The sequence below is a fragment of the Sagittula sp. P11 genome, assembly GCF_002814095.1.
Taxonomy (GTDB): Bacteria; Pseudomonadota; Alphaproteobacteria; order Rhodobacterales; family Rhodobacteraceae; genus Sagittula.
Genome location: NZ_CP021913.1, coordinates 3635759 through 3659911, shown reverse-complemented (window position 1 = coordinate 3659911; position 24153 = coordinate 3635759). Strand labels below are relative to the sequence as shown.

At 67.4% G+C, this 24153-nt stretch carries 22 protein-coding genes; 5 read left to right on the top strand and 17 right to left on the bottom strand.

Annotated elements, in window-relative coordinates; genetic code table 11:
* Nucleotides 1-175: 175 nt before the first annotated feature.
* The 17 genes from CDO87_RS17770 to iolG form a co-directional block, all read right to left on the bottom strand.
* Nucleotides 176-2242, bottom strand: coding sequence for a 3-hydroxyacyl-CoA dehydrogenase NAD-binding domain-containing protein (locus CDO87_RS17770; protein WP_100930015.1), 2067 nt, complete (start codon nt 2240-2242; stop codon nt 176-178).
* A 34-nt stretch (nt 2243-2276) separates the two neighbouring features.
* Nucleotides 2277-3188 (bottom strand): helix-turn-helix transcriptional regulator, encoded by a 912-nt coding sequence (locus tag CDO87_RS17765; protein WP_100930014.1) that lies wholly within the window; start codon nt 3186-3188, stop codon nt 2277-2279.
* Nucleotides 3189-3279: 91 nt separating this feature from the next.
* Nucleotides 3280-3693 carry a thioesterase family protein gene (locus CDO87_RS17760; RefSeq protein ID WP_100930013.1) on the bottom strand — a complete coding sequence of 138 codons (414 nt, stop codon included), beginning with the start codon at nt 3691-3693 and terminating at the stop codon, nt 3280-3282.
* 119 nt (nt 3694-3812) lie between these two features.
* A complete protein-coding gene (gene boxA / locus CDO87_RS17755) occupies nt 3813-4997 on the bottom strand; it encodes a benzoyl-CoA 2,3-epoxidase subunit BoxA (protein ID WP_100930012.1) in 1185 nt (394 codons plus the stop codon).
* A gap of 73 nt (nt 4998-5070) precedes the next feature.
* Nucleotides 5071-5244, bottom strand: a complete 174-nt coding sequence (locus tag CDO87_RS26835) for a hypothetical protein (RefSeq protein WP_157815031.1) — start codon at nt 5242-5244, stop codon at nt 5071-5073.
* Nucleotides 5245-5276: 32 nt separating this feature from the next.
* The gene (locus CDO87_RS17750) at nt 5277-5657 is read right to left on the bottom strand and encodes a nuclear transport factor 2 family protein (RefSeq protein ID WP_100930011.1); all 381 of its coding nucleotides are present in this window, start codon (nt 5655-5657) and stop codon (nt 5277-5279) included.
* A 70-nt stretch (nt 5658-5727) separates the two neighbouring features.
* The gene (boxB, locus tag CDO87_RS17745; RefSeq protein ID WP_100930010.1) at nt 5728-7179 is read right to left on the bottom strand and encodes a benzoyl-CoA 2,3-epoxidase subunit BoxB; all 1452 of its coding nucleotides are present in this window, start codon (nt 7177-7179) and stop codon (nt 5728-5730) included.
* 88 nt (nt 7180-7267) lie between these two features.
* On the bottom strand, nt 7268-8929 hold the full coding sequence (gene boxC / locus CDO87_RS17740; RefSeq protein WP_100930009.1) for a 2,3-epoxybenzoyl-CoA dihydrolase: 1662 nt from the start codon (nt 8927-8929) through the stop codon (nt 7268-7270).
* 112 nt (nt 8930-9041) lie between these two features.
* Nucleotides 9042-9425 (bottom strand): DUF309 domain-containing protein, encoded by a 384-nt coding sequence (locus CDO87_RS17735; protein WP_100930008.1) that lies wholly within the window; start codon nt 9423-9425, stop codon nt 9042-9044.
* The gene (locus CDO87_RS17730; RefSeq protein WP_100930007.1) at nt 9422-10228 is read right to left on the bottom strand and encodes an alpha/beta fold hydrolase; all 807 of its coding nucleotides are present in this window, start codon (nt 10226-10228) and stop codon (nt 9422-9424) included. The genes CDO87_RS17735 and CDO87_RS17730 overlap by 4 nt, the downstream gene beginning before the upstream one ends.
* Nucleotides 10225-11796: a benzoate-CoA ligase family protein gene (locus CDO87_RS17725; protein WP_100930006.1), complete on the bottom strand. Its 1572-nt coding sequence runs from the start codon at nt 11794-11796 to the stop codon at nt 10225-10227. The genes CDO87_RS17730 and CDO87_RS17725 overlap by 4 nt, the downstream gene beginning before the upstream one ends.
* 535 nt (nt 11797-12331) lie before the next feature.
* The gene (locus CDO87_RS17720) at nt 12332-14119 is read right to left on the bottom strand and encodes a feruloyl-CoA synthase (RefSeq protein ID WP_100930005.1); all 1788 of its coding nucleotides are present in this window, start codon (nt 14117-14119) and stop codon (nt 12332-12334) included.
* Nucleotides 14120-14139: 20 nt separating this feature from the next.
* Nucleotides 14140-14901 carry an SDR family NAD(P)-dependent oxidoreductase gene (locus CDO87_RS17715; protein WP_100930004.1) on the bottom strand — a complete coding sequence of 254 codons (762 nt, stop codon included), beginning with the start codon at nt 14899-14901 and terminating at the stop codon, nt 14140-14142.
* Between the two features lie 247 nt (nt 14902-15148).
* Entirely contained in the window at nt 15149-16465 is a 1317-nt protein-coding gene (locus CDO87_RS17710) for a TRAP transporter large permease (RefSeq protein ID WP_100930003.1), read from the bottom strand.
* Nucleotides 16462-17055, bottom strand: a complete 594-nt coding sequence (locus CDO87_RS17705; protein ID WP_198521745.1) for a TRAP transporter small permease — start codon at nt 17053-17055, stop codon at nt 16462-16464. The genes CDO87_RS17710 and CDO87_RS17705 overlap by 4 nt, the downstream gene beginning before the upstream one ends.
* Nucleotides 17056-17131: 76 nt before the next feature.
* Complete coding sequence (locus tag CDO87_RS17700) at nt 17132-18187, bottom strand: TRAP transporter substrate-binding protein (RefSeq protein ID WP_100931020.1); 1056 nt, start codon at nt 18185-18187, stop codon at nt 17132-17134.
* A gap of 599 nt (nt 18188-18786) precedes the next feature.
* Nucleotides 18787-19779: an inositol 2-dehydrogenase gene (iolG, locus tag CDO87_RS17695; RefSeq protein ID WP_100930002.1), complete on the bottom strand. Its 993-nt coding sequence runs from the start codon at nt 19777-19779 to the stop codon at nt 18787-18789.
* Between the two features lie 526 nt (nt 19780-20305).
* Here iolG and CDO87_RS17690 point away from each other — a divergent pair.
* Genes CDO87_RS17690 through CDO87_RS17675 form a run of 5 tightly spaced genes read left to right on the top strand, consistent with a single transcriptional unit; the run spans nt 20306 to nt 24111 of the window.
* Nucleotides 20306-20866 (top strand): DUF4178 domain-containing protein, encoded by a 561-nt coding sequence (locus CDO87_RS17690; protein ID WP_157815030.1) that lies wholly within the window; start codon nt 20306-20308, stop codon nt 20864-20866.
* Nucleotides 20863-22143 (top strand): DUF4178 domain-containing protein, encoded by a 1281-nt coding sequence (locus CDO87_RS17685; RefSeq protein ID WP_157815029.1) that lies wholly within the window; start codon nt 20863-20865, stop codon nt 22141-22143. The genes CDO87_RS17690 and CDO87_RS17685 overlap by 4 nt, the downstream gene beginning before the upstream one ends.
* A gap of 1 nt (nt 22144) precedes the next feature.
* Nucleotides 22145-22306: a hypothetical protein gene (locus tag CDO87_RS27050; RefSeq protein ID WP_198521744.1), complete on the top strand. Its 162-nt coding sequence runs from the start codon at nt 22145-22147 to the stop codon at nt 22304-22306.
* Nucleotides 22307-22336: 30 nt separating this feature from the next.
* Nucleotides 22337-22561 (top strand): DUF350 domain-containing protein, encoded by a 225-nt coding sequence (locus tag CDO87_RS17680; RefSeq protein WP_100929999.1) that lies wholly within the window; start codon nt 22337-22339, stop codon nt 22559-22561.
* On the top strand, nt 22558-24111 hold the full coding sequence (locus CDO87_RS17675; RefSeq protein ID WP_100929998.1) for a polyamine aminopropyltransferase: 1554 nt from the start codon (nt 22558-22560) through the stop codon (nt 24109-24111). The genes CDO87_RS17680 and CDO87_RS17675 overlap by 4 nt, the downstream gene beginning before the upstream one ends.
* Nucleotides 24112-24153: the final 42 nt, after the last annotated feature.

The window sequence follows — 24153 nt, the reverse complement described above, 5'->3', positions numbered from 1 at the left end:
TTTTGCCAAGATGAAGGACAAGGCACGCGCTCCCCTTCATCTTGGTCATAAATACCTGAAAAGGCGGGGCCTCCACGCCCTCGCGCCCCCTCCGGCAAGCCAACGCTTCAGAGCCAAAGCCCCCATCGCGCCCGAAGGGCGCGCCGGTCGCCTCGCGCCAGCGAGGCGAAACCCCTCAGGCGCGCCGCCACTCCGCCAGCGGCGTTCCGGTGGCCGCGCAGTCCTGCAGCACCGGCGAAATCTTCCAGACGACCGGGTCTTCCTCCGCCAGCGCCTTCAGCTTCGCCACGATCTCCGGCACGCCCCATTCGTCCGCGTACCACATCAGCCCGCCGCGCCAGCGCGGGAAGCCGTAGCCGAAGACCGTCACCAGGTCGATGTCGCGCGCCGAGGCCGCGATCCCCTCGCCCAGGATGTCCGCCGCCTCGTTGATCATCGCCAGCAGCAGCCGCTCGCGGATCTCGTCCGGTGCGTAGTCGACGCGCGCGATCCCGGCGAAATGCGCCTCTTCCAGCGCGAGGTCCGCCACGATCGGGTCCTCCACCTTGCCGCCGCCGCCCGGGTAGCGATACCAGCCCGCCCCGGTCTTGCGCCCCAGCTTGCCCAGTTCCACCATCCGGTCGGCGATGGGAATGTAGCGCCGCGCCGGGTCGCGCGTCGCGTCCTGCCGTCGCCGGTTGGCGTGGGCGATGTCCAGCCCCGACAGGTCCTGCGCCTCGTAAGGGCCCATGGCGTAACCGAAATCCACCATCGCCTCGTCGATCTCCCAGGGCGTGGAGCCGTCCATCAACACCGTGTCCGCCGCCTCGCGGTAGCGTGCGAGGATGCGGTTGCCGATGAACCCGTCGCAGACCCCGGCCAGCACCGGCACCTTCCTCAGCGTCTTCGCCAGCGCAAAGCCCGTCGCCAGCGCCCGGTCCGATGTCGCCTCCCCCTTCACGATCTCCAGCAGCTTCATGATGTGCGCGGGCGCGAAGAAGTGCAGCCCCACCACCCGCGACGGATCGTCCACCGACCGCGCGATCTCGTTCAGGTCGAGGTAGGAGGTGTTGCTCGCCAGCACCGCGTCAGTCGCCAGCGCCGCCTGCAACCGGCCGAAGACCTCGCGTTTCACCTCCATCGACTCGAAGGCCGCCTCGATCGCCAGCCCCGCGCCCGCCGCCGCAGCGTAATCCGATGTCACCGCCAGCCGCGCGCGGCGCTCCTCCCCGCCCGCCGCCGAGATCAGGCCGCGCTTCAGCGAGGCCTCGACGATTTTCCCGACGTTCGCCTCCGCCCGCGCCACCCCGTCGGCGTCGGTCTCCAGCAGGGTGACCCGCAGCCCGGCGTTCATACAGGCGTAGGCGATCCCCGCCCCCATCGTGCCGCCGCCGACAACCGCCACGTGGCCGGTGTCGCCCGGCGCGGCCTCCAGCCCCGCCGGCGCCTTCGCCCCCCGTTCGGCAAAGAAGACATGCCGCAGCGCCCGCGCCTGGCTGTCCGCGCGGAGCGTAAGGAAGGCGGTGCGCTCCTCCGCCAGCCCCGCCGCCAGCGTCACCGCCGGGGTCGAGGCGATCAGCGCGATGGCCGTCAGCGGCGCCACCTGCTGCGGCATCTTCCGCGCCGCCAGCGCCTGCGCCGCCTCCACCGCCTCTGCGTCCATCTCAGGCGCGGGCAGGTCGCAGACCGGCGTGGCCAGCGCCAGCGTCCCCACGTCCAGCCCCAGGGCCACCGCCAGCGGGTCCTCCGCCAGCCCGTCGACCAGCCCAAGCGCCTCCGCCTTCTCCGCGCTGACCGGCTTGCCCGTGGGGATCATGTCCAGCGCCGCCGCCATGCCGATCAACCGCGGCAGCCGCTGCGTCCCGCCCGACCCCGGCACCACGCCGAGCGTGACCTCCGGCAGGCCGATCTGCACCCCCGGCGCCGCGATCCGGTAGCGGCAGGCCAGCGCCAGCTCGCAGCCGCCCCCCAGCGCCACGCCGTTGATCGCCGCCACCCAGGGCACATCGCAGGCCTCGATGCCCGCCACGATGTCGTTGAGGTGCGGCGCCACGGCGGGCGCGTCGAACTCCCGCGCGTCGCCGCCCGCGGCAAAGGCCCGGCCCGCGCCGGTCAGCACCACGCGGCTCAGCGCCTCTTCCGTCCCGGCCCGCTCCAGCGCCGCGGCCAGCCCCTCGCGCACCGCGAGGCCGATGGCGTTCACCGGCGGGTTGTCCAATGTCACGATCAGGGCCGTGCCCTCTCTGCGGCAGCTCACAGCCATCCGTCACTCCTTCCGCGGCAGCCCCTGCCGCCTGTCAGTCCAGAAATCCCTCGTCCGCCAGCAGCGTCTTCATCGCCTCCAGGCTCTCGTCAAGGCCGGCGCCGCTGGTGTCGAGCTGCGCATGCGCCCGCTCGTACAGCACCTCGCGCGCCCGCAGGATGGTGCGCAGCTGCTGCATCGCCTCGGGCTGGCCGGCCATCGGCCGCAGGTCGCCCTGCGCGCGCACCCGCGCCATGTGCTCCTCCGGCGAGGCCTTGACCCAGACCGTGTGGAACCGCTCCAGCACCCGCTCGTAGGTGACGCTTTCCGCCACCAGCCCGCCGCCGACCGCCAGGATGATCCGCTCGTGGGCCGAGATCACGCCTTCCAGCGCCTCCGCCTCCATCTCCCGGTAGCCTTCGGCCCCATAAAGCGCCATGATCTCCGCCACCGGCATCCCGCCGATCCGCGCGATCTCCGCGTTCAGTTCCAGGAACGGCACGCCCAGCGCCTCACCTGCCAGCCGCCCCAGCGTCGACTTGCCCGCGCCGCGCAGGCCCACAAGGCACACCCGCTGCGCCCGCGCACCCTCCGGCGCCTGCGCCTCCAGCATCGCCAGCACGCGGGCCTGCATCCCCCGGTCGGCGCGGCGGAACATCTCGGACATGCGCAGCACCTCGGACGACCACGGATCGTCCTCGCCCACCAGCCGCTCCACCGACAGGTCGAGCGCGCAGGCCACCTTGGTCAGAAGCCCGATGGAGATGTTGCCCTCGCCGGTCTCCAGCTGCGCGAGGTAGCGCGGCGAGACACCCGACATCTCCGACAACACGCGGCGCGGGATGTGACGGGCCTCGCGGGCGCGGCGCACGCGCTCGCCCACGCGCGCCAGCAGGGCCTCCACGGCCCGGTCCGCCTCCGCCCCGCGCGTCGCCATGTCCTGTGTCAGCGGCCCAGCCTTGCTCATCCCGTTCGCACCGTTATGAATTATAGTGCACACACTAGCTGCTTCGCCCGCGGTGGCAACGCCAAACCGGCCCCCACATCACACACGCCCCTCAGTCCAGATGCGCCTCCACCACCGCTCGGATATCCTCCGGCGGCGGCGCCTTGCGGAAAGTGGGCGCATCGATGAACACGCAGGTAAAGCGCCCCTCGAAACACAGGACCCCGTCCTGCCGCCCCAGCACCTCGAAACTCACCGAGGTCTCGCCCAGCCGCACCGGGCGCACGGCACAGATCAGCCGGTGGCGCGGCGTGACCGGGCTGCGGAAATCGATGGTCATGTTGACGAACGGCGTGCCGACGCCGCGGTCCAGTTCCATCTGGAACCAGCCGTCCCCCAGCTTCTCCTCCCACCAGGCATTGATCGCATCCAGCGCGAACCAGGGGATGCGCGCGGTATAGGCGATACGCGCCGGATCGCAGTCCCCCCATGTCACCCGGATCTCATGCTCGAACGGCTGCCCCATACACCACTCCTGCGATCATCGGCCAAAGGCCGGAAAAACCGCGACCCCGCCCCTGCTTCTTTGCTTCCGAAATACTCCGGGGGTGTGGGGGCTGGCCCCCACGCACGGCCCCCGCCCGCTCAGTACGTCTCCACGTGATAGCGCCCCTCGTCGCGCATCCCGTCGCGCAGCGCCGTCCATTGCTGACCGATGCTTTCGGCGATGTTGGTCAGCGCCTTCTCGACCCCTTCCTCCATGCCGCGCAGGCCGCAGATGTAGACGTGGGTCTTCGGATCGCCCAGCAGCTCCGCCACCCGGTCCTCCTCGGCCCGCATCCGGTCCTGCACGTATTCCTTCGCCTCCCCCTGGCGCGAATAGACGAGGTGCTGCTCCAGCAGCGCCTCCGGCACCTTCTTCAGCGGGCCGAAGTAGGGCAGCGCGTCGGGCGTGCGCGCGCCGAAGAACATCACCATGCCCCCCGACCTGCCGCCCACCGTGCGCTGGCGCCGCATGGTGAAGGCCCGCATCGGCGCCGAGCCGGTGCCGGTGCAGATCATCAGAAGCCGCGCCTCCGGGTCGTCGGGCATCAGGAAGGTCGCGCCGAAGGGGCCGGTGACCCGCACCTCGTCGCCGACCTTCAGGTCGCACAGGTAGTTCGAGCAGAGCCCGCCCTTCTCCCGCTTCACCGTCAGCGAGACGTTGTTGTAGTTCGGCCGCTCGCCGTCGCGCGGGCTCGACACCGAGTAAAGCCGCGGCAGGAAGGGCTTGCCCTCCGCATCCGCGCCCGGCGGGACGATCCCGATGGACTGGCCTTCCAGCACCGGCATGGGCTGGCCGCCGAAGTCGAGGATGATGTGGCGCACGTCGTGCTCCGGGTCCTTGGTCAGCGGCACGATGCCCGTCACCTTCGCGGTCGCGGGCTTGCCCAGCGTATAGAGGTTCACCGTCGCCTTCGCCGCCGAGGCCGGCGCCTTCGCCTTGCCGCCCGCCCCCGAATGCGCCTCCGCCAGAAGCGCCGCCATCGCCTCGTCCAGCGCCTCGAGGCCGGTTTCCGCCTCGTCGGCGCCCAGGTCCTCCTGCTCCGGCAGTTCCATCCAGCCGAACTGCGCGTCCAGCGAATAGGGCTCGCGCACCACGCGCCACTCGTCGATGGACCCCGTGGGGCAAACCGGGATGCAGTCCATGCAGAAGTTGCACTTGTCCGGGTCCACCACGACGTTCTCGTCGTTGTGGGTAATCGCCTCGACCGGACAGGTCATCTCGCAGGTGTAGCAGCGGATGCAGATCTCCGGGTCGATCAGGTGCTGTTTCAGCGGCTTGTTCATCAATCCTCCCACGGGGTCCCGCGCCGGGGACACCTCTGTGACTGTCTGGGTGGGCAAGGGGCCAGGGCCGCGCTCAGTCGCGGCGCAGCACCGCCTCGGGGACCGAGAGCATCTCGATCAGCTGCGCGCAAAGCCCGCGGCAGCCCGTGCAGCCGATGCACCCCGGGCATCCCCCCTGTCCGGCAAGGAACTCCTCGCCCAGTGCCGCCACGCGCGGTGCGTGGCCGATCTTGCGTTCCATCTGCATCCCAAGGCCCTCCCGACCCGTTTCATTGTCTCTCAGAACATCCCGTTGCCGTGCGCGGATGTCTCGGGCAGCACCTGCAGCACATCCCAGTGCTCCACGATCCGGCCCGCCGCGTCGAAACGGAAGATGTCGATGCCCGCGTATTCTTCGTCGGGCCAGACCTGGTGACAGTGCAGGACCACCAGGTCCCCCTCCGCCACCGTGCGCACGAATTCCACCCGCTTGCCGGGATACTCCCGGGCCATCCGCTCGAAGTAGGCGATGAACCCCTCCTTGCCGGAGGCGACATGCGGGTTGTGCTGGATGTACTCGGCGCCCACGTAGGCCGCGACGGCCTCCCTCGGACGACACTGGTTGAACATCATGTCGTAGAAGGCCTTGGCGCTGGCCGTGTTGGTCGCCGGGTCGCTCATCGCAGCCCTCTCCTGTCCTTCCGAAGGTCCGGGACCACGCCGCGCGCGCCCCCGGACCCGGCCCGCGGCCTCAGGCCATGTGCAGCTTGACGTACTCGAAGTCGCCCGGCTTGTTGTCGATCCCGACCTTCGGCGGCGCGATCCACGAGGCGAACTGCCCCGGCTCGTAACACGGCTTCATCAGCGACTGGATGAAATCGCCGTCGGCCTTCGACGGCAGCCATTCGTCGCGGCGCTTCGCCCAGTCGTCCTCGGACAGGATGTTGCCCTCCGGATCGGCCTTGATCGCCGAGAAGATGCCGATCTGGCGGTGGAACGCCTCGTGCGGCAGGGTCAGTTGGAAATCGATCCCGGCCTTCTCCATCGCCTTGTTCCAGCGGCCCACGCCGCCCGCCGCATCGCGCACGTAATCGTCGCGCAGGCGCATGTTGATCGCCGTCAGCGCCGGCACCTCCTCCGCGACGATCAGACCGTCCTTGACGGTGCGCACCACGTAGGTGTCGCCCTTCAGCTGGTGGTCGTCGTCGATCCGGGTCTCCATGTAGCGGCCCTTGATCCCTGCGTTGAAGGCATTGGCGGCGTTGGTCGACACCTCCTGCCCGAAGAGGTCCAGCGACAGCGTGTAATGCAGGTTCAGCTTCTTCTGGATCGTCGGCAGGTCGATCACGCCCATCTCGCGGATCTTGTGGATGTCGTAGGGATCCGTGATCCCCGCCTTGTTCATCGCCTCGCAGGTCGCCTGGATCGTGCGGCCCACGCCGGTCTCGCCCACGAACATGTGGTGCGCTTCCTCGGTCAGCATGAAGCGGCAGGTGCGCGACAGCGGGTCGAAGCCCGACTGCGCCAGCGATTCAAGCTGCATCTTGCCGTCGCGGTCGGTGAAGTAGGTGAACATGAAGAACGACAGCCAGTCCGGCGTCTCCTCGTTGAAGGCGCCCAGCATCCGCGGCGCCTCGTCCGACCCCGAAGAGCGGCGCAGCAGGTCGTCCGCCTCCTCGCGGCCGTCCTTGCCGAAATACTTGAACAGCAGGTAGACCATCGCCCAGAGGTGACGGCCCTCCTCCACGTTCACCTGGAAGAGGTTGCGCATGTCGTAAAGCGACGGCGCGGTGAGCCCGAGGAAGCGCTGCTGCTCGACCGAGCCCGGCTCCGTGTCGCCCTGGATCACGATCAGGCGCTTGAGCATGTTGCGGTACTCGCCCGGCACCTCCTGCCACGCGGGCTGGCCCGCATGCTCGCCGCAGGGAATGCGCCGGTCCTCGACCTGCGGCGCCAGAAGGACGCCCCAGCGGTACTCCGGCATCTTCACGTAATCGAACTTCGCCCAGCCCTTGGGATCGACCGAAACGGCGGTCCGCAGGTAGACCATCGATTCCTGGAAATTCTGCGGGATCAGGTCGTTCCACCAGTTGATGTAACCCGGGTGCCAGCGCTCCAGCGCTTTCAGCACCTTCTTGTCACCGGAGAGCCCGACGTTGTTCGGAATCTGGGTGTCGTAGCTCACGTTGATCAGGTCAAGCATTCCAAGTCCTCCTCGGTGATGCAGAGTTTTCGTCGAAAACTCTGCCCCTCAAAGACTTTTCGTCCGAAAAGTCTTCTGCCTCGCGCCGTTACACGCGCTCCATGTTGTATTCGCCCCGCACGCCGGTGCCGTAGCGCTGCAGCGCCCCGTTTTCGCCCACGGCGTTCGGGCGGATGAAGATCCAGTTCTGCCAGGCGGTCAGGCGGCCGAAGATCCGGGTCTCCATGGTCTCCGGTCCTGCGAAGCGCAGGTTCGCCTCCATCCCCGTCATCGCGTCGGGGCTGAAGGACGCCCGCTCCTCGAGGAAGATGCGGATCTCGTCCTCCCAGTCGATGTCGTCGAGGATCATGGTGACAAGGCCGGCTTCCTCCGCCGCCTCGGCCTCCAGCGCCTCGCCCTTCGCTTCAGCGCAGACGCCCAGCGCATCATCGTCGTCGAGGAACCGGGTCTGCAGCCGCGTCAGCCCGTTCGCCATCGGCATCGGGCCGAAGTTCGCGTCCGACAGCGTGATGGTCGCGATGGGCCGGTTGTCGCCCTCGAACTCGTCTTCCATCATGTAGCTGCGGTCCACGGCCCAGAGCAGTTCGGCCAGCACACCCGCAAAGCACGACCCGTGCTCCACCAGCGCCACCATCGAGCGCGAGGTCACGTCGACCCGCTTCAGCACCCGCTTCCAGTACTGCAGCACCTCGTTGGCCAGCCAGTGCGCCTTGTCGGACATCAGCAGCGCCTCATGCGCCAAGAGCTTCTCCGGATCGCCCTGCGTCTTGAAGACCATCAGGCCCAGCTCCGGCTCGTTCAGCCGCAGGTGCAGGATCGCGTCGTCGAGTTCGCGCGCCGCCCGCAGCATCCAGGACTGGTCGCCCTCGGCCTCGAACGCCGCCATGTCGGCGGGCGCCTCGCCCTCCGGCCCCTTCACCGTGATCGTCACCGTGCGGCCCGCACGGTTGGTCTGCACTTCCACGGTCGAATAGGTGACGGAGCCGTCCTCGTGGAAGGTCCGGTCCAGCGGCGTCAGCACGATGCCCTTCCCGACATCCGCCTTCTTCGAGGCCACCGCGAATTCCTTCGCCCGCACCTCCACCGTCGCGTCGAACTTCGAGTTGGGGATCACCTCGTCGACCAGCTTCCATTCCTGCGCCCGCTTGCCGCGCACCCCCTCCTCGGTCGAGCAGAACACGTCCGCCCGGTCGCGGCGCACCTTGCGCTTGTCGGTCACCCGGGTCAGCCCGCCCGTCCCCGGCAGCACCGCCAGCAGCGGCACCTCCGGCAGCGACACGGAAGACGAGGAATCGTCGGTCAGCATGATGTGGTTGCAGGCCAGCGCCAGCTCGTAGCCGCCGCCCGCGCAGGCGCCCTTGACCGCCGCGATGTACTTCTGGCCGCTGTCCTCTTCCGCCGCCTCGAAGGTGTTGCGCGTCTCGTTCGTGAACTTGCAGAAGTTCACCTTGTGCGAATGCTTGGCCCCGCCCAACATGCGGATATTGGCGCCCGCGCAGAAGATCCGGTCCTTGTCGGACTTCATCACCACGACCTTGACCTCCGGGTGCTCGAACCGCATCCGCTGCACGATGTCCGCGAGCTCGATGTCGACGCCCAGGTCGTAGGAGTTCATCTTAAGCTGGTAGCCGTCGAACAGCCCGCCGTTCTCGTCGACATCCATGTGCAGGTGCGCCACCGGACCGTCGTAATGCACCTTCCAGTGCTTGTAGGCCGTGGGATCGACCTGGAAATCGATTCGCTTCGTCATCGCCGCATTCTCCTCCCGCGCTTGCTGGCACTATACCGCAAAAACCTGTGCCCTCAATGCTGTTTTCGCACTATAGTACCAAAAATATGACGGTCTTCACGCAATTGATGCACTATAGTTCACAAATCCCGCCGTCACCCGGCGCCAAGCCCATCACCACCCCGCCGGCCCGCGCCCAGGCTTCGCGCATCAGGTCCCGCGCCATGCCCTCCAGCCGCTCTGCCGCCGCGTCGCGCCCCATCCGGCGCTTCAGCCGCGCGTTGGCCAGCTGGATGACCCCCTGCACCATCAGCTTCTCCGCCGACTTCTCGGGCGCGGCCATCCAGACCGCCTCCCAGACCTCATGCGCCTCCCAGAAGGCCCCCTCCCGGTAGAACCGCAGCCCCTCACGCCAGGCCCGGCAGTCCGCCAGGGGGACCGAGACCTCCTTAAAGGCGTCATAGGCACCGTCCGGAGGCCGAGGCGTAAGGCCCGGCACATAGGGCGTGAAGCTCACGCCAGCTCCGGCTCCGCCGCCTCGATCCGCGCAAGCCGCGCGCAGAACTCGGCCACAGCCTCCAGCACCGCCTCCGGCGCCTCCGCCTGCGGGGCGTGCTTCACCCCCGGCAGGATCACCGTGTCCACCGGCGCATAGGACCGGCTCTCGATCTCGCGGATCTGCGCCAGCGTGCCGTACTGGTCATCTGCCCCCTGGATCGCCAGGCAGGGCACCCGCCAGTAGTCGATCACCTCGCCCACGTGCCAGGCGCGGAACCCCGGCGCCAGCCAGGCGTCGTTCCAGCCGCGGAAGGTGGCCTCCGGATCGTCGTGGTACTTCGCCATCTTCTCGCGCAACCCGCCCGAGGCGAACGCCTCCCTCGCCTCCGCGATGGACGCCAGCCCCCCGGGTTCGGTGAAGAAATGCGGCGCCAAAAGCACCAGCCCGCGCACCCGGAAATCCTCGACCGAGCCCGCGTATTCCGCTGCGATCGTCGCGCCGTCGGAATGGCCCATCAGCACGCCGCGCCGGAAACCGATGGCCTCCAGCACCTCCGGCAGCACGTCCACCGCCTCGCGCGTCATGTAATCGAGCGGGCGCGGCAGCTCCGCCGCATCGGAACGGCCATAGCCCGCGCGCGACCAGGCGAAGACGCCCCAGCCGGTGGCCTTGGCCAGCCGCTCCGGGAAATCCCGCCACAGCGCCAGCGAACCCAGCCCCTCGTGCAGCAGCACCAGCGTCGGCGCCTCATCCGGCCCCGGCCCGAAGCCCGCACATTCCAGCCGCTTGCCGCCTGCCCTGATCTCAACCGGCCAAGTCATGCCACGCCCTCCATGTCCTTCTTTGGCGCCGCCTGCGCCCTGAGTTTGAAGCGCTGGATCTTGCCGGTGGCGGTCTTCGGCAGATCCTCCACCACCTCCACCCAGCGCGGATACTTCCACGCGCCGACCCGCGCCTTGACGAACTCCTTCAGCGCGCCGGTGACCTCGGCCGCATCCGCGCCCTCCTTCAGCACCACGAAGGCCTTGGGCTTTTCCAGGTCGTCCTCGTCCCGCCACGGCACGACCGCCGCCTCCAGCACGCCGGGGTGCGCCACCAGCGCCTGCTCCACCTCGAAGGGCGAGACCCAGATGCCCGAGACCTTGAACATGTCGTCGGTGCGCCCGCAGTAGACAAAGCGCCCCTCCTCGGTGATCTCGTACTTGTCGCCGGTGCGCGTCCACTCGCCCTCGAAGGTCGCGCGGCTTTTCGACCGCTTGTTCCAGTAGCCCTCCGCCGCAGAGGCGCCGCGCACCAGCAGCTCGCCCACGCCGCCGGGCAGGATCTGGTTGCCGTCCTCGTCGACGCAGCGCAATTCGTACCCCGGAACCGCCATGCCGGAGGTGCCGTAGACCACGTCGCCGGGCCGGTTCGACAGGAAGATGTGCAGCATCTCGGTCGACCCCACACCGTCGAGGATATCCACCCCCCACAGCCGCAGCCAGGCGTTGCCCACTTCCGTCGGCAGCGCCTCGCCCGCCGAGATGCAGGCGCGCAGCCGGTGCTCCGGCACGCCGTGCTTTTCCAGCCAGTGCACCGTCGCGGCATAAAGCGTCGGCACCCCGCAGAAGATCGTGGGCTTCTCGTCGCGGATGATCTGCGCCGCCACGTCCGGCACCGGCCGCCCGTTGAACAGGATCGTCGTCGCGCCCACCGACATCGGGAAGGTCATGGCGTTGCCCAGCCCGTAGGCGAAGAAGATCTTCGCAACGGAAAACACCACGTCGTCCTCGCGGATGCCCAGCACCTGCGCGCCATATGTGTCCGCCGTGGCCTTCAGCGCGCCATGGACGTGGCGCACCCCCTTCGGCTGCCCGGTGGAGCCTGAGGAATAGAGCCAGAAGGCACATTCGTCCTCGCTCACCTGCGCCACCGGCGCGGCCTCCGCGCCCTCAAGACAGCGTTCGTAGTTCAGGCACCCCTCGGGCGTGTCGTCGCCGATCACCACCACGTGCCGCAGGTAGGGGTTTTCTGCCAGCACCGGCTTCACCGCGTCGTAAAGCTCACGCGAGACGAACAGGCAGACCGCGCGGCTGTCGCGCAGGATGAAGTCATAGGTCTCCGGCGTCAGCAGCGTGTTCAGCGCGATGGGGATCACATGCGCCTTGAGCGCGCCCCAGAAGATTTCCGGGTACTCGATCTGGTCCAGCACGAGGCAGGCCACCCGCTGCTCCGGCTGGATGCCCGCCGCGCCCAGCGCCCCGGCCACAAGGTCCGAGCGTTCCGCCAGTTTTCCGTAGGTCAGGCTGCGTGTCTTCCCGGCTGCCTCGCGAAAGGCGACCTTGTCGGCACGGCCTTCGCTCAGGTGGCGGTCCACGAAATGCAGCGCCGCATTCTGATTTTCTGTCATGTTGTCCTCCCAGCGCCCGGGGATGCCCCCGGGTTCTCCCCTCAGATGGCCTCCGGGGTCCTCCTCCCAGAGTCGCTTGTGCGCTATATTGCCAAGATATTATCCGTGGGCAAACAAATATGGGTCGCGCAGATACGTTTTAGCAATATAATGCCAATAAGGGTCATGATTTCGGGATTTGTCGTCGCGGTCCGGCCGGGGCATATGCGCCGCCGCGCAGGGCGAGGTTTCACGACGCCCGCCCCCCGCCACCTGCCCGGCGCCAGCGGTTCGGCACAGAAGTTAAAACGGGCCCGTCCCGCGCAACACCGGAAATGGCCCGCCGGGCGCCAAAGGTTACCAACCGGCCGTTTCGGGGGGTCGAAACGGCCGGTTCGTCCCATAACGCGTCGGGGCCAATGGTTAAGATCCGTTCATCCGGTGTGGACGTGGGCTCGTGGCCCCACAACATGCGGTGGCCCTCCGGGCGCACGGCGGATTAACCGCTCCGCGCGGTCCCGGAACCCCGCAGGTTTCGTCAACGCAGGTTAACGCCTCAGATCCGCACCACGTGCCGGTCGGCATTGTCGTAAAGCCTTGAAACCAAAGCCTCTCTCCGCTTCTGCACCTTGCGGAAGTTGAGATTCCCCTTGGCCGTGATCTCGCCGTCGCCCATGGACGGCGGTTCGCTCATCACCAGCGCCCGCGTCACCCGCGTCGCCGACCCGTGCTCCCCCCGCGCCCGCAGCTTTTCCGCCACCGCCCCCGCCAACCGCTCAGACCAGACGAGCGGTCCTTCGGGCACGCCCATGTCGAGCGCGGCGCGCGACGGGAAGATCAGCACGCCGATCTCGTTGCGGTCCGCACCGCACACCACAAGATCCTGCACCAGGGGGCTGAGATCCTTCAACAATTCCAGCCGCAGGTTGGCGGCGCGCACCCATGTCCCGGTCAGCAGCTTGAAGTCCTCCGAGATCCGCCCGTCGAACTTCATGCCCTTGTCCAGGTCGTCCGGATCGACGAACTTCATCGCGTCGCCCGTCAGGAAAAACCCTTCTTCGTCAAAGGCCTCCGCGGTCTTCTGCGGATCGTTCAGGTAGCCCGGCATGATGTTCGGCCCGCGCACGCGGATCTCGCAGCGCAGCTCGGCGTCCGGCAAGAGCTTCACCTCGACCCCGGTCATAGGCACGCCGACAATGCCGGAGCGTTCGGTCGGTTCATGCTGGATCAGGCAGGCCGGTCCGGTCTCCGTCAGCCCCCAGGAGGAGATCATCAGCGGCACTTCCCCCCGCACCTGGCGCGCCATGGTCTCGAGGTCGTCCCAGACGTCCTGCGGCAGCGACGCCCCCGCATAGAACACCATGTCCAGCTCCTCGAAATACCTCTGCCGCAGCTCCGCGTCCGCCTTCATCGCCTCGCACATCTGCGCAAAGCCCACCGGCACGTTGAAGGCCAGCGTTCCGCCGATCAAGCGGTTGTTTTCGATGCTCTTTCCGATCAGCGCAGGCGTCGGCTTGCCACCATCGACGTAAAGCGCCCCGCCATTCGCCAGCATCATGTTGAAGTTGTGCGACCCGCCGAAGACATGGTTCCACGGCAGCCAGTCGACGATCCGCGGCGGCTTCTCGCCAAGGAACGGCAGGGCGTCGAGCAACTGCGCCTGGTTGGCACACATCATCCGCTGCGTCGTCACCACCGCCTTGGGATGCGACGTCGAACCGGAGGTCATCAGGAACTTGGCCACGGTATCCGGGCCCACCTCCTGCGCCGCCGCGTCCACGCCCACGTCCGAACCGCCCGTCATTGTCTCCAGCGCGGTCATGCCGGCACGTGCATTGCGCGACACAACCTTCTCGAGTCCCTCGAAAATCTCCAGCGCCAGCGCATCGCCGTAGCGTTCCCCGTCGTCGGCAAAGACCATCGCGGGCCGGACCACCTCGACGCAATGGCGCAACTGGCCCCGCGCCTCCGGGATCAGCGCGTATTGCTCGGCCAGCGGCACCGTCGGCACCCCCACGTATTGCGCTGCAAGTGTCAGCAACCCGTGGTCCACGCCGTTGCCCGAGATCACCACGATCGGCGTCTCAGGCCCCATGCCGCGCGCCAGAAGCGCCGCCGCCAGCGCGCGCACCCGCTCCCGCGTCTCGGCATAGCTCACCTCGCGCCAGCCCGCGCCGGACCGCTCCGCGATGAACACCCGCTCAGGGGCCTCGCGGGCCCAGCGGTCCACCCAATCGCCGGTCCTTGCGGCAACCGGGCTCATCTCGTAGCCCGAGGTCAGCAGGATCGACCCGTCGGCCCGGTCCTCCCGCACGACCTTGTGCGCGCGATACGTCAAGTCCATGGCCTATCCCCTTGGAAAGATCAGCGCTGCGGCAAACGCACAGCGCCGTCCAGCCGGATGACGGAGCCGTTCAGGTAGGGGCTTTCGAGGATCTGACAGACAAGCTGCGCATATTCCGCCGGATCGCCCAGACGGTGCGGGAAGGGCACGTTCGCCACGATCCCGTCCACCGTCTCCTGCGGCAGCCCCTCCATCATCGGCGTGTTGAACAGGCCCGGCGCGATGGCCATGACGCGCACGCCCTGCTTCGCCATCTCGCGCGCCGCCGGCAGGCACATCGACGCGATGGCCCCCTTCGATGCTGAATAGGCCACCTGCCCGATCTGCCCGTCCTCGTAGGCGACGGAGGCGGTGTTGACCACAACCCCGCGCTCGCCGCTCTCCAGCGGCTCCAGCGCCATCATCTCGCGCGCCGCGTGGCTCATCACGTAGTAGGTGCCCATCAGGTTCACCCGGATCGTCTTCTCGAACAGGTCCGTCGACAGCGCGCCGTCACGGCCCACGACCCGGCCCGCCAGCCCGATCCCGGCGCAGGACACGGCGATCCGCGGCGCGCCCAGCCGCTGCTTGACCTCCGCCACCGCATCCGCGACCGACGCCTCGAGCCCGACATCCGTCTTGACCGCCATGCCACCGATCTCGCGCGCCATGGCCGCGGCGCCGTCGCCGTCGAAATCGAGGATACCGACCTTAGCGCCTTCTGCCGCCAGCCGCCGCGCCGTGGCGGCGCCCAGCCCGCTTGCCCCGCCGGTCACGATCGCAACCTGTCCCGAAATCTTCATAGGATGATCCTCCTTCGCAGCCCCGCTGCTTCACCTTGTCCAAATACCTCGGGGGGCGAGGACCGCCCGCGCAGCGGTGAAGCGCCGCAAAGGCGCTTCAAGGGCCGAGCGGGGCAGAGCCCCTTCCCCGATGGCCATCCGCGTGCCCGGCCTGCCGGACGCGCGCGAAACCGTTTTGTCGTATCGCCCCGCCAGCCGCACGGGCCGACAGGACGTAGGGCGGAGTTTCACTCCGCCTGTCCTTTCCTCAGCCTGGCAGCAGGAACAGCGTGATTGCCGGGAAGGCCACCAGCAGCACCACCCGCACCAGGTCGGAAACCACGTAGTAAAGCACCGCCGAATAGGTCTTCACCATGGGGGTTTCCGGGCTCATCGCGTTGATGACGAAGAGGTTCATCCCCACCGGTGGCGTGATCAGACCGACCTCCACCACGATCAGCACGAGGATGCCGAACCAGATCGCCGTGTTCTCCGGCGACAGGCCGAAATCCAGCGCCGAGATCACCGGGAAGAAGATCGGGATCGTCAGCAGGATCATCGACAGGCTGTCCATGAAGCAGCCGAGGATCAGGTAGACGATCAGGATCACCGCCAGCACCGCGATGGGCGAGAGGCCCAGCTCCACCACCCAGGACGACAGCTCCTGCGGCAGGCGCGTCCGGGCGAGGAAGGCGTTGTAGAAGGCCGCCCCCAGCACGATGAAGAAGATCATCGCCGAGGACCGCGCCGTGTCGGTGAAGCTCTCCAGCAGCGTGCGCCACGTCAGGCCCCTGTTAACCAGCGCAATGATACCCGTTCCAAGTGCACCGACGGCCGCGCCTTCGGTCGGGGTGAAGATGCCGCCGTAGATGCCGCCGACCACCGCGACGAAGACCAGCAGCACCGGCCAGACGTCGATCATCGCGCGGATGCGATCGGACATGGGCTGCGGTTCGCGGACGCCGGCACTCTTGGGGTTCACGCGCACGTAGACGGAGACGGCGATCATGTAGCCGATGGCGGCCAGCACGCCCGGCACGAAGGCCGCGAGGAACAGCTTGGCGATGTTCTGCTCGGTCAGGATCGCGTAGATCACCAGCACGACCGAGGGCGGGATCAGGATGCCCAGCGTGCCGCCCGCGGCCAGCGTCGCGGTCGAAAAGCCGCCGTCGTAGCCGTAACGCTTCAGCTCCGGCAGGGCGACGCGGCTCATGGTGGCGGCGGTGGCCAGCGACGATCCGCAGATCGCGCCGAACCCCGCGCAGGCGCCGATGGCCGCCATGGCCACCCCGCCGCGCCGGTGCCCCAGCCAGGATTCCGCCGCCTTGAACAGCGCCTGGCTCATGCCGCCGAGGGTCGCGAAGTAACCCATCAGCAGGAACATCGGCACGATGGACAGCGAGTAGTTGGAGAAGGTCGAATAGGCCAGGTCCTTCAGCTGCGCCATCGGCAGCCGGGTGTTGCCCATCACCAGCCACATGCCCGCGAAGCCCGCCGAGAACATGGCCAGCCCGATCGGCACGCGCAGGAAGATCAGAAGCAGCAGCGCCGGGAAGGACCAGATGCCGATCTCGAGATTGCTCAATGGTCCGCTCCTACAGCGTTCGGGGCGATCACGCGCCCGGTCATAAGTTCGTAGATGCGCACAAACGCCATGTAGACGCCGATCACGGCTGTCACGACGGCCCCGGCGAGGCTGATGGCATAGGCCCACCAGACCGGGAACTGCAGCAGCAGCGTGGTCTGCCCGGAGGAGATCTTGCGCGCCATGCCCTGTTCGAGCTGCACGGCGATCACCACCAGCACCACGGCGAAGATGATGGAGATCAGGACCTCAAGCACCCGGTTGGCGGTGCGCGGCAGGAAGTTGGTGAACACGTCGACGGAGGCATGCCCGCCCGTCACCGTGCAGAACGGCAGGAAGGCAAAGATGCAGAACGCCATGCCCGCCTCGACCAGTTCGAAGTCGCCGGGGATCGCGCCGATGCCCCAGTCGATCAGCCCCTGTGCCAGCCCCGGCAGGACGCCCGCGCTTGCCATCGCATGCAGCAGGGAGTTCCCCGCCCGGCCGATGATCGACAGGCAGGTGATCAGGATCAGTAGCGTCAGCAGCGCCCCGCCAAGAAGCGCCATCAGGCGTGCAAGGCCCAGGACGATGCGGTGCAGACCGGCCATCGCAGCTATCCCCCAACTTTCGGATTACAAAGGGTGAATCCGGGGCCGCGCGGGTCTGCGCGGCCCCGGGCACGGCTCACTTGCCGTAGGTGTCCATGGAGGGGTCGTATTCCTCCATCAGGGCTTTGGCCTCGTCGATCAGCGCCTGACCGTCGATGCCCTTGTCCTTCATCTCCGCCACCCAGCTCTCGTAGATCGGGTTGACCAGCTCATCCCACTTCGCCGCGTCCTCCTCGGACACGGTGATGATGTTGTTGCCGAGGTCCACGGCGATCTGGCGGGCCGGGCCGTCCGCGTCGGCCTGCGTGCCGCCCGCGTAGATCGAGAAGGCCAAGCCGGAGTTGTCGTCGATCACCTGCTGCAGGTCTTCCGGCAGGCCCTCGTAGGCGTCCTTGTTCATCGCCAGGACGAAGGTCAGGTTGTAGAGCGCGGGGCCGTCGAACTCGGTGTGGTTCTTCACCAGTTCCGGGACCTTCAGGGCCGAGGTCACCTCCCACGGGATGGTGGTGCCGTCGATCACACCCTTGGACAGCGCCTCGGACACGGCCGGGACCGGCATGCCGATGGGCTCCGCGCCGACGCGGGTCAGCAGGTCGTTCACGAGGCGCGAGCCGCCGCGGATCTTCATGCCCTCGAGGTCGGAGGGTACGGTGACCGGCTTGTTGGTGTGGAACATGCCCGGACCATGCACCCAGGTGCCGAGGATCTTGAGGTCGGCGAACTCACCGTCCTGCATGTGCTCCTCGAACATCTTCCAGTAGGCGTAGGAGGCCGCGCGGGCGTCGGACACCATGAACGGCAGCTCGAACACCTCGGTCGAGGGGTAGCGGCCCGGCGTGTAGCCCACCACGGTCCAGACGATGTCGGCGATGCCGTCGATGGCCTGGTCCATCAGCTCCGGCGGGGTGCCGCCCAGCTGCATGGAGGGGTAGCGCTCGATCTCGATGCGGCCGTCGGACGCCTCCTCGACGTTGTCGGCCCAGACGTCCAGGACGTCCTTCGGCACGTTCGCCTGTGCGGGCAGGAATTGGTGCAGGGTCAGCGTGACCTCCTGCGCCATGGCCGAGGTCGTGGTCAGCAGTGCCGTGGTCAAGGCCGCGGCAGCACCAATGAAAGTTCTGCGAGTGGTCATCATGTTCCTCCCTGAATGACCGGAAGCCCTTTTGCGGGCTGCGTTCTAGTTCCTGGCGCCCGGCCGCGCGACAATGGCGGTGCCTGTCTGCCGCGGCAAGGCCTTGGTCGGTCTGTGCATGTGGTTTCGGGTCTGTGCTCCGGCGGCGATACGCATTGCATGATCCGCACCGCAGCCCATCCGCGCAGGCTCCTGCACCCCGCACAGGTGCCGCACACCGCCATGCACGGCGATCAGACGGCACGTCACGCGACGCGCCGCTCTTCCCCGCAATAGCGATGAACGTGAGACTGCCATGATGTCCTCCCCTACATCCCGACCAGTGTGCAAAATCTTGCAGACATCGCACTATAATGCAACACCGAAGCATCTTACCGGCATGGGACCAGAGTCGGTCTCGTTTGTCCAGTATCTTCCACTAGGAAACAAAATTTTGATCCGGCGCTCGGACCATGTGCCGACGAGACACCAGTGTCGCATGGGGCGTCAAGCGGGTTGATCCGTCAAACAAAAAACCGCCGCGCGACCAAGCACGCGGCGGTTCGGCCTTGCATTCGATACGCGCCAGGGCAGCGTCCGCCCTGCTGCGCCAAGGCGGATCAGGTCAGCGAAACGGCCTTGCCGGTCTTCGCGGATTCGAAGGCGGCGTCGGCCAATTCCAGGGCCTTGAGGCCATCCTCGCCGGTCGTCGGCGTCGGTGCGCCCTCGACCACGGCCTTCACGAAGGCGGCGATCTCGTTGGCGTAGGCCACGGCGTAGCGGTCCATGAAGAAGTTCAGGAGCGGCGGCCGGGCATAACCGCCCTCGCCCGCGACCTCCACGGTGGATTCGTGGCGGTTGGCGGCCGAGGCCATGCCCTTCGATCCGTGCACCTCGATCCGCTGGTCGTAGCCATAGGTGGCGCGGCGCGAATTGCTGATGACGGCCTGCCGGCCGCTCGCGGTCTTGAGGATGACGTTGACGCTGTCCCAGTCGCCCGCCGCACCGATCTCCGGATCGACGAGGTTGGAGCCCTGCGCCATCACGGTCACCGGCTCTTCACCCAGGAGCCAGCGGGCCATGTCGAAGTCGTGGATGGTCATGTCGCGGAAGATGCCGCCAGAGACCTTGATGTAGGAGACCGGCGGCGCGCCCGGATCGCGGGAGATGATGTTCACCATCTCCACGTCGCCAATCGTGCCCGCGTCGATCGCCCGCTTCACCGCCATGAAGTCGGGATCGAAGCGGCGGTTGAAGCCGACCATCAGGGTCGCGCCGGTCTCGTTCACGGTCTTCAGCGCCTCGCGCACGCGGGTGGCCGACAGGTCGACGGGCTTCTCGCAGAAGATCGCCTTGCCCGCCCTGGCGAACTTCTCGATCAGGTCGGCGTGGGTGTCCGTGGGGGTGCAGATCGCCACGGCGTCGATGTCTTCTGACGCGGCGATTTCGTCGGTGCTGCGCAAGTCGCAGCCATACCGCTGCGCCATGGAGGACGCCGCCTCTTCCAGCGGTTCGTAAAGCGCGACGAAAGAGGCGCCGGGTGTGGCGGAAATCGCGCGGGCATGGGCCTGCCCGATGCGGCCGGCGCCGAGAATGGCAAAGCGAAGGGTCATTCGAGAGGCTCCTTGCAAGGAACGGTATCAGGGGTGGCCGAGGCGGGCACGGCCATGCGGTCAGGATCGGCGGCCGGTGACGGCACGGGCAAGGCACGGCTTCGGTGCTGCGGCCTCTTGCGACAGGCGCGCGGATCGGCGGCCCCTGTCATGCAAGGCGTCGACGCATCGGCAGTCCTGTCCGGATATCGCTCCTCCTGCTGCAAAGCTCTCTCCCGAGATGAGGGTCGATGCAAGCCGCCCATCCGCCTTCGCCTCATATCGCATCATACGGGAGGGCGGCGAATGACGATAATCTCTCACGGCGCGGGGACCATGCTGCCGGGCCGGACACGTGGCTTGCAGCGCCCCGCAGAACCCCGCGGCCTGCGTTCCGACCAAGCCGCAAGTCGGGGTACGGAATGCCTCCTCCTGCGGCGGCGTCTTCGGCGTTGATCTGAAACCCCGGGTCCGGTTAGACAATCGCATGGATTTCAACTGCCCGAATTGTGGACATCCGATTCCGGACAAGGTGAAGACGGCGGTCATGCTGACCTGCCCGTCCTGCGACACCACGCTTTATGTCCAGTCCGACAAGCTGCTGAACGCGGGAACTTCCGGCGAGATGCACGACGGGCCGCAGCTCTTCTCCATCGGCGACATCGTGAAGCTGGGCCGCAAGGCGTGGGAAGTGCTGGGCCACGCACGCTTTTCCTACGGGCGCGGCTGGTGGGACGAATACTGGTGCGAGGACCCGAAGGGCGCAGGCGCCTGGATCTCCGTCGACGAGGGCGACATCGTCATACAGGTGCCGGTGGACGAGAGCGCCGAACAACCGGCACTGCGCACAAACAGCCGCATCGGCATGCCGTTCGAATGGCACAGGGAGCATTTCCGCGTCGTGGAGACCGGGAACGGCGAATGCGTGGCGGTCCGCGGCGTGTTCGGCGAACGGGTCGTGGTGGGCGACACCTTCAGCTACGCGAACGCGCAGGGGGATGAGGGCACGCTGCTCTCTGCCGAGACCGACGGCACCGGCACCGCGTGGTTCACCGGCGAATGGCACGATCCCTTCGAGGTCTCCGGCACGCTGAAGGTGCTGTCGTGACGCGCGCGGGCCTTGCTTCCATCAACTGCACGTCCTGCGGCGCGGGACTGAACGTGCTGGGTGGCGGGCGCGTGGTGGTGCACGTCTGCTCCTACTGCGGGGCAGAGCTCGACGCGCAGGAAAACTACAAGGTCCTGCGCAAGTTCGACGACCTGCAGCGCCCCGACACACCCTTCCGGCTGGGCATGGAAGGCACCCTGTTCGGGGTCGACTGGATCATCGTCGGCACCATCGGCATGAAGGACGGCCCGTGGAGATGGGTGGAGCACCAGCTTTATTCGCCCACCCACGGCTATGCCTGGCTGAACGTCGAAGAGGGCAACTACACCTTCTCGCGCCGCGTGCGGAAGGTCAGCCACCCCTCGTGGATGGACAGCCGCTGGGTCGAATCCGCAGAAAGCCGCCCGCAGGTCCTGCTGAACGGCGAACGCTTCCGCTACTATGAGACGTCAGACGCGCGCATCACCTTCCTCGAAGGCGAATTCACCTGGGCGCCGCAGATCGACGACACCACGCAGACGATCTCTGCGCTATCCGACGAGGCGATGCTCGACTTCTCCCAAAGCGGGGTGGAGCGGGAAATGCACCGCACGATCTGGCTGGACCCTGCAGAGCTGGCGGCCGCCTTCAAACTGACAGACCCGCTGGGCCCACCACTGTCCCGCCACCCGTTGATGCCGTTCAAGGGCGGCACCAACGACCGCTTCATGACGCGCGCCGCTGCCATCTTCGCGGTGGCCTGCATCGTGCTGTCGCTCTTTGTCGCGGTGACCGCCAACAAGCGCGACGTGCTGGGCGAGACGGCGATCTCTCTGGCCGCCCTGCCCCAGACCGTGGAATTCCCGGTCACGCAGACCGACCGGCTGGTGCAGATCGACCTCGGGGCGCACCCGTCGAACGCCTGGCTCTGGGTCGGGATGGAGGTCCTGGACCCGGAGGGCGAGACGCTCTTCGAATCCGGCCGCGCGATGGAGTTCTATTCCGGCCGCGACTCCGATGGCACGTGGACGGAGGGCAACCGCACCGCCAACCTGCGCTTCCGCCCGCCCGCCGCCGGCACCTACCAGATCATCTTCAACGAGAAGGAAACGGAGCTCTGGATCTCCGGGTCGGAACCCACGAGCTTCACCGTCTCCGCCCGCGAAGGCGTGCGGTCGGCGGGCTGGCTGGGGGTGCTGGGCATCCTCTTCGGCCTCGTCGCCGTGATCCCGCTGGGCCGCCGGCTCTGGCACCGCACCGTCCGCTTCTCGGGCTCAGACTGGACGGACGAGGACTGACATGAACCTGTTTCGCATCGTCTTCGTCATGGTCTCGCTCGCGGCGGTCGCGGGCACGACCTACGTGTCGTGGTACGGATACGGCGGGGCCAGCTCGGATGTCTCGAAATCGATCCGGCAGGGCTCTGCCGGACCCGGCGGCCTTGCGGGCCGGGTGAAATAGCGCGCAGAACAGGATTTGAGGGAGTCTCACATGGAACCGGTCATCACCATTCAGCTGTCGGAAGTCATCAGCACCATCTTCTACACCTTTCTCGGGGTGGCGCTGATGGGGGCCTGCTGGTGGGCGATCAACCGCTTCACCCATTTCTCCGTCATCAAGGAGATCGAGGAAGACCAGAACACCGCGCTGGCGGTGCTGATCGGATCGGTCTTCCTTGCGCTGGCGATCATCATCTCGGCAGTCATCCTGTCTTGAACACGCCCGCCGCCGCCCCGGACGACCGGCGGCTGAAGGAGGTCTGGCTGCTTCTGGCCACCTTCCTCGTCGCGGTCGCGGGCCTGATCTACGAGCTGATCGCCGGCACGGTGTCGAGTTACCTGCTGGGCGACTCGATCCGGCAGTTCAGCTTTGTCATCGGCGTCTTCCTCAGTGCCATGGGTCTGGGGGCGTGGGCCTCCCGCTTTGTCGGAGAAGCGGTGCGCGGATTCATCTGGGCGCAGATCGCGCTGGGGGTCATCGGCGGCTTCCTCGCGCCGCTCCTGTTCTTCACCTACGCCGCCACCGGCGAGGTGGGGCTGGCGCTCTACGGTGCACTGATCGCAATCGGCGTGCTCTCCGGCATGGAAATCCCGCTGATCGCCCGCGTTCTGGAATCGATCGGCGCGACCTCCTTCCGGTTCGAGAACGTGCTCTCCGCCGATTACGTCGGTGCGCTGGCGGCCTCCCTCGCGTTCCCGCTGCTGGTCATCCCCAACCTCGGGCTGATGTCCGCCTCCCTCGCCTTCGGCACGCTGAACCTGGCCGTGGCGGCGCTGTCGCTGGTGATCTTCCGGGATATCGCCAGCCGGGCGCAATGGATCGGCTGCGGCGTGGCGCTGCTGGCCTCGGTTGCGGCCCTCATACAGTCGGAGCGGATGGTCTCCGTCGCCGATGCGGCGCTGTTCGAGGATGACGTCATCATATCGGAGACGACGCCCTACCAGCAGATCTCCGTCACGCGGTTCCGCGACCGGGTGCGGCTCTACCTCGACCATTCCATCCAGTTCGACAGCCTCGACGAGTACCGCTACCACGAAAGCCTGATCCATCCGGCTATGGCCCGGGCCGAACGGGTGAAGGACGTGCTGATCCTCGGCGGCGGCGACGGCATGGCGGCGCGCGAGGTGCTGCGCCACGAGGGAGTCGAAAGCGTCACGCTGGTCGACCTCGACCCGCGCATGACCGAGCTGTTCCGCGACACCGACGAACTGGCCGCCCTGAACGGCGGTGCCCTGCGCGACCCGCGCGTGCATGTGGTCAACGCCGACGCATGGCGCTTTGCCGAGGACACCAATGCAATCTTCGACGTGATCGTGCTGGACCTGCCCGACCCGAAGAACATCGCCCTCTCCAAGCTCTACAGCCGGGAGTTCTACAGCCTGCTGATGGAGCGCGTCTCGACCACCGGCGTGCTGGTCACGCAGGCCGGATCGCCTGTCTACGCACGAGAGGCCTTCTGGTCCGTCGTCCGGACGTGGGAGGATGTGCGCAACCCGGTCGCCCCGGACACCGGGCTGACCATCCTGCCCTACCACGCCTACGTCCCGAGCTTCGGCGAATGGGGTTTCGTCATCGTGGAACCGCTCGCACGGCGCGCCCGCCCGCTCGACCTGCCCGAGGGGCTGAGGTTCCTCACGCCCGAGGTCTGGCAGGGCGCCCAGGTCTTCGCCGCCGACACCGACCGGGTTGAGGTGGAGCCCAACACCCTGCAAACCCACCGGCTGGTCGATTATTACCTGAGCGGCTGGGACCACTGGTTCCGCTAGGCCCGCCTGCACGACCCCTGCACATCTCCTGACGCGCCCTTG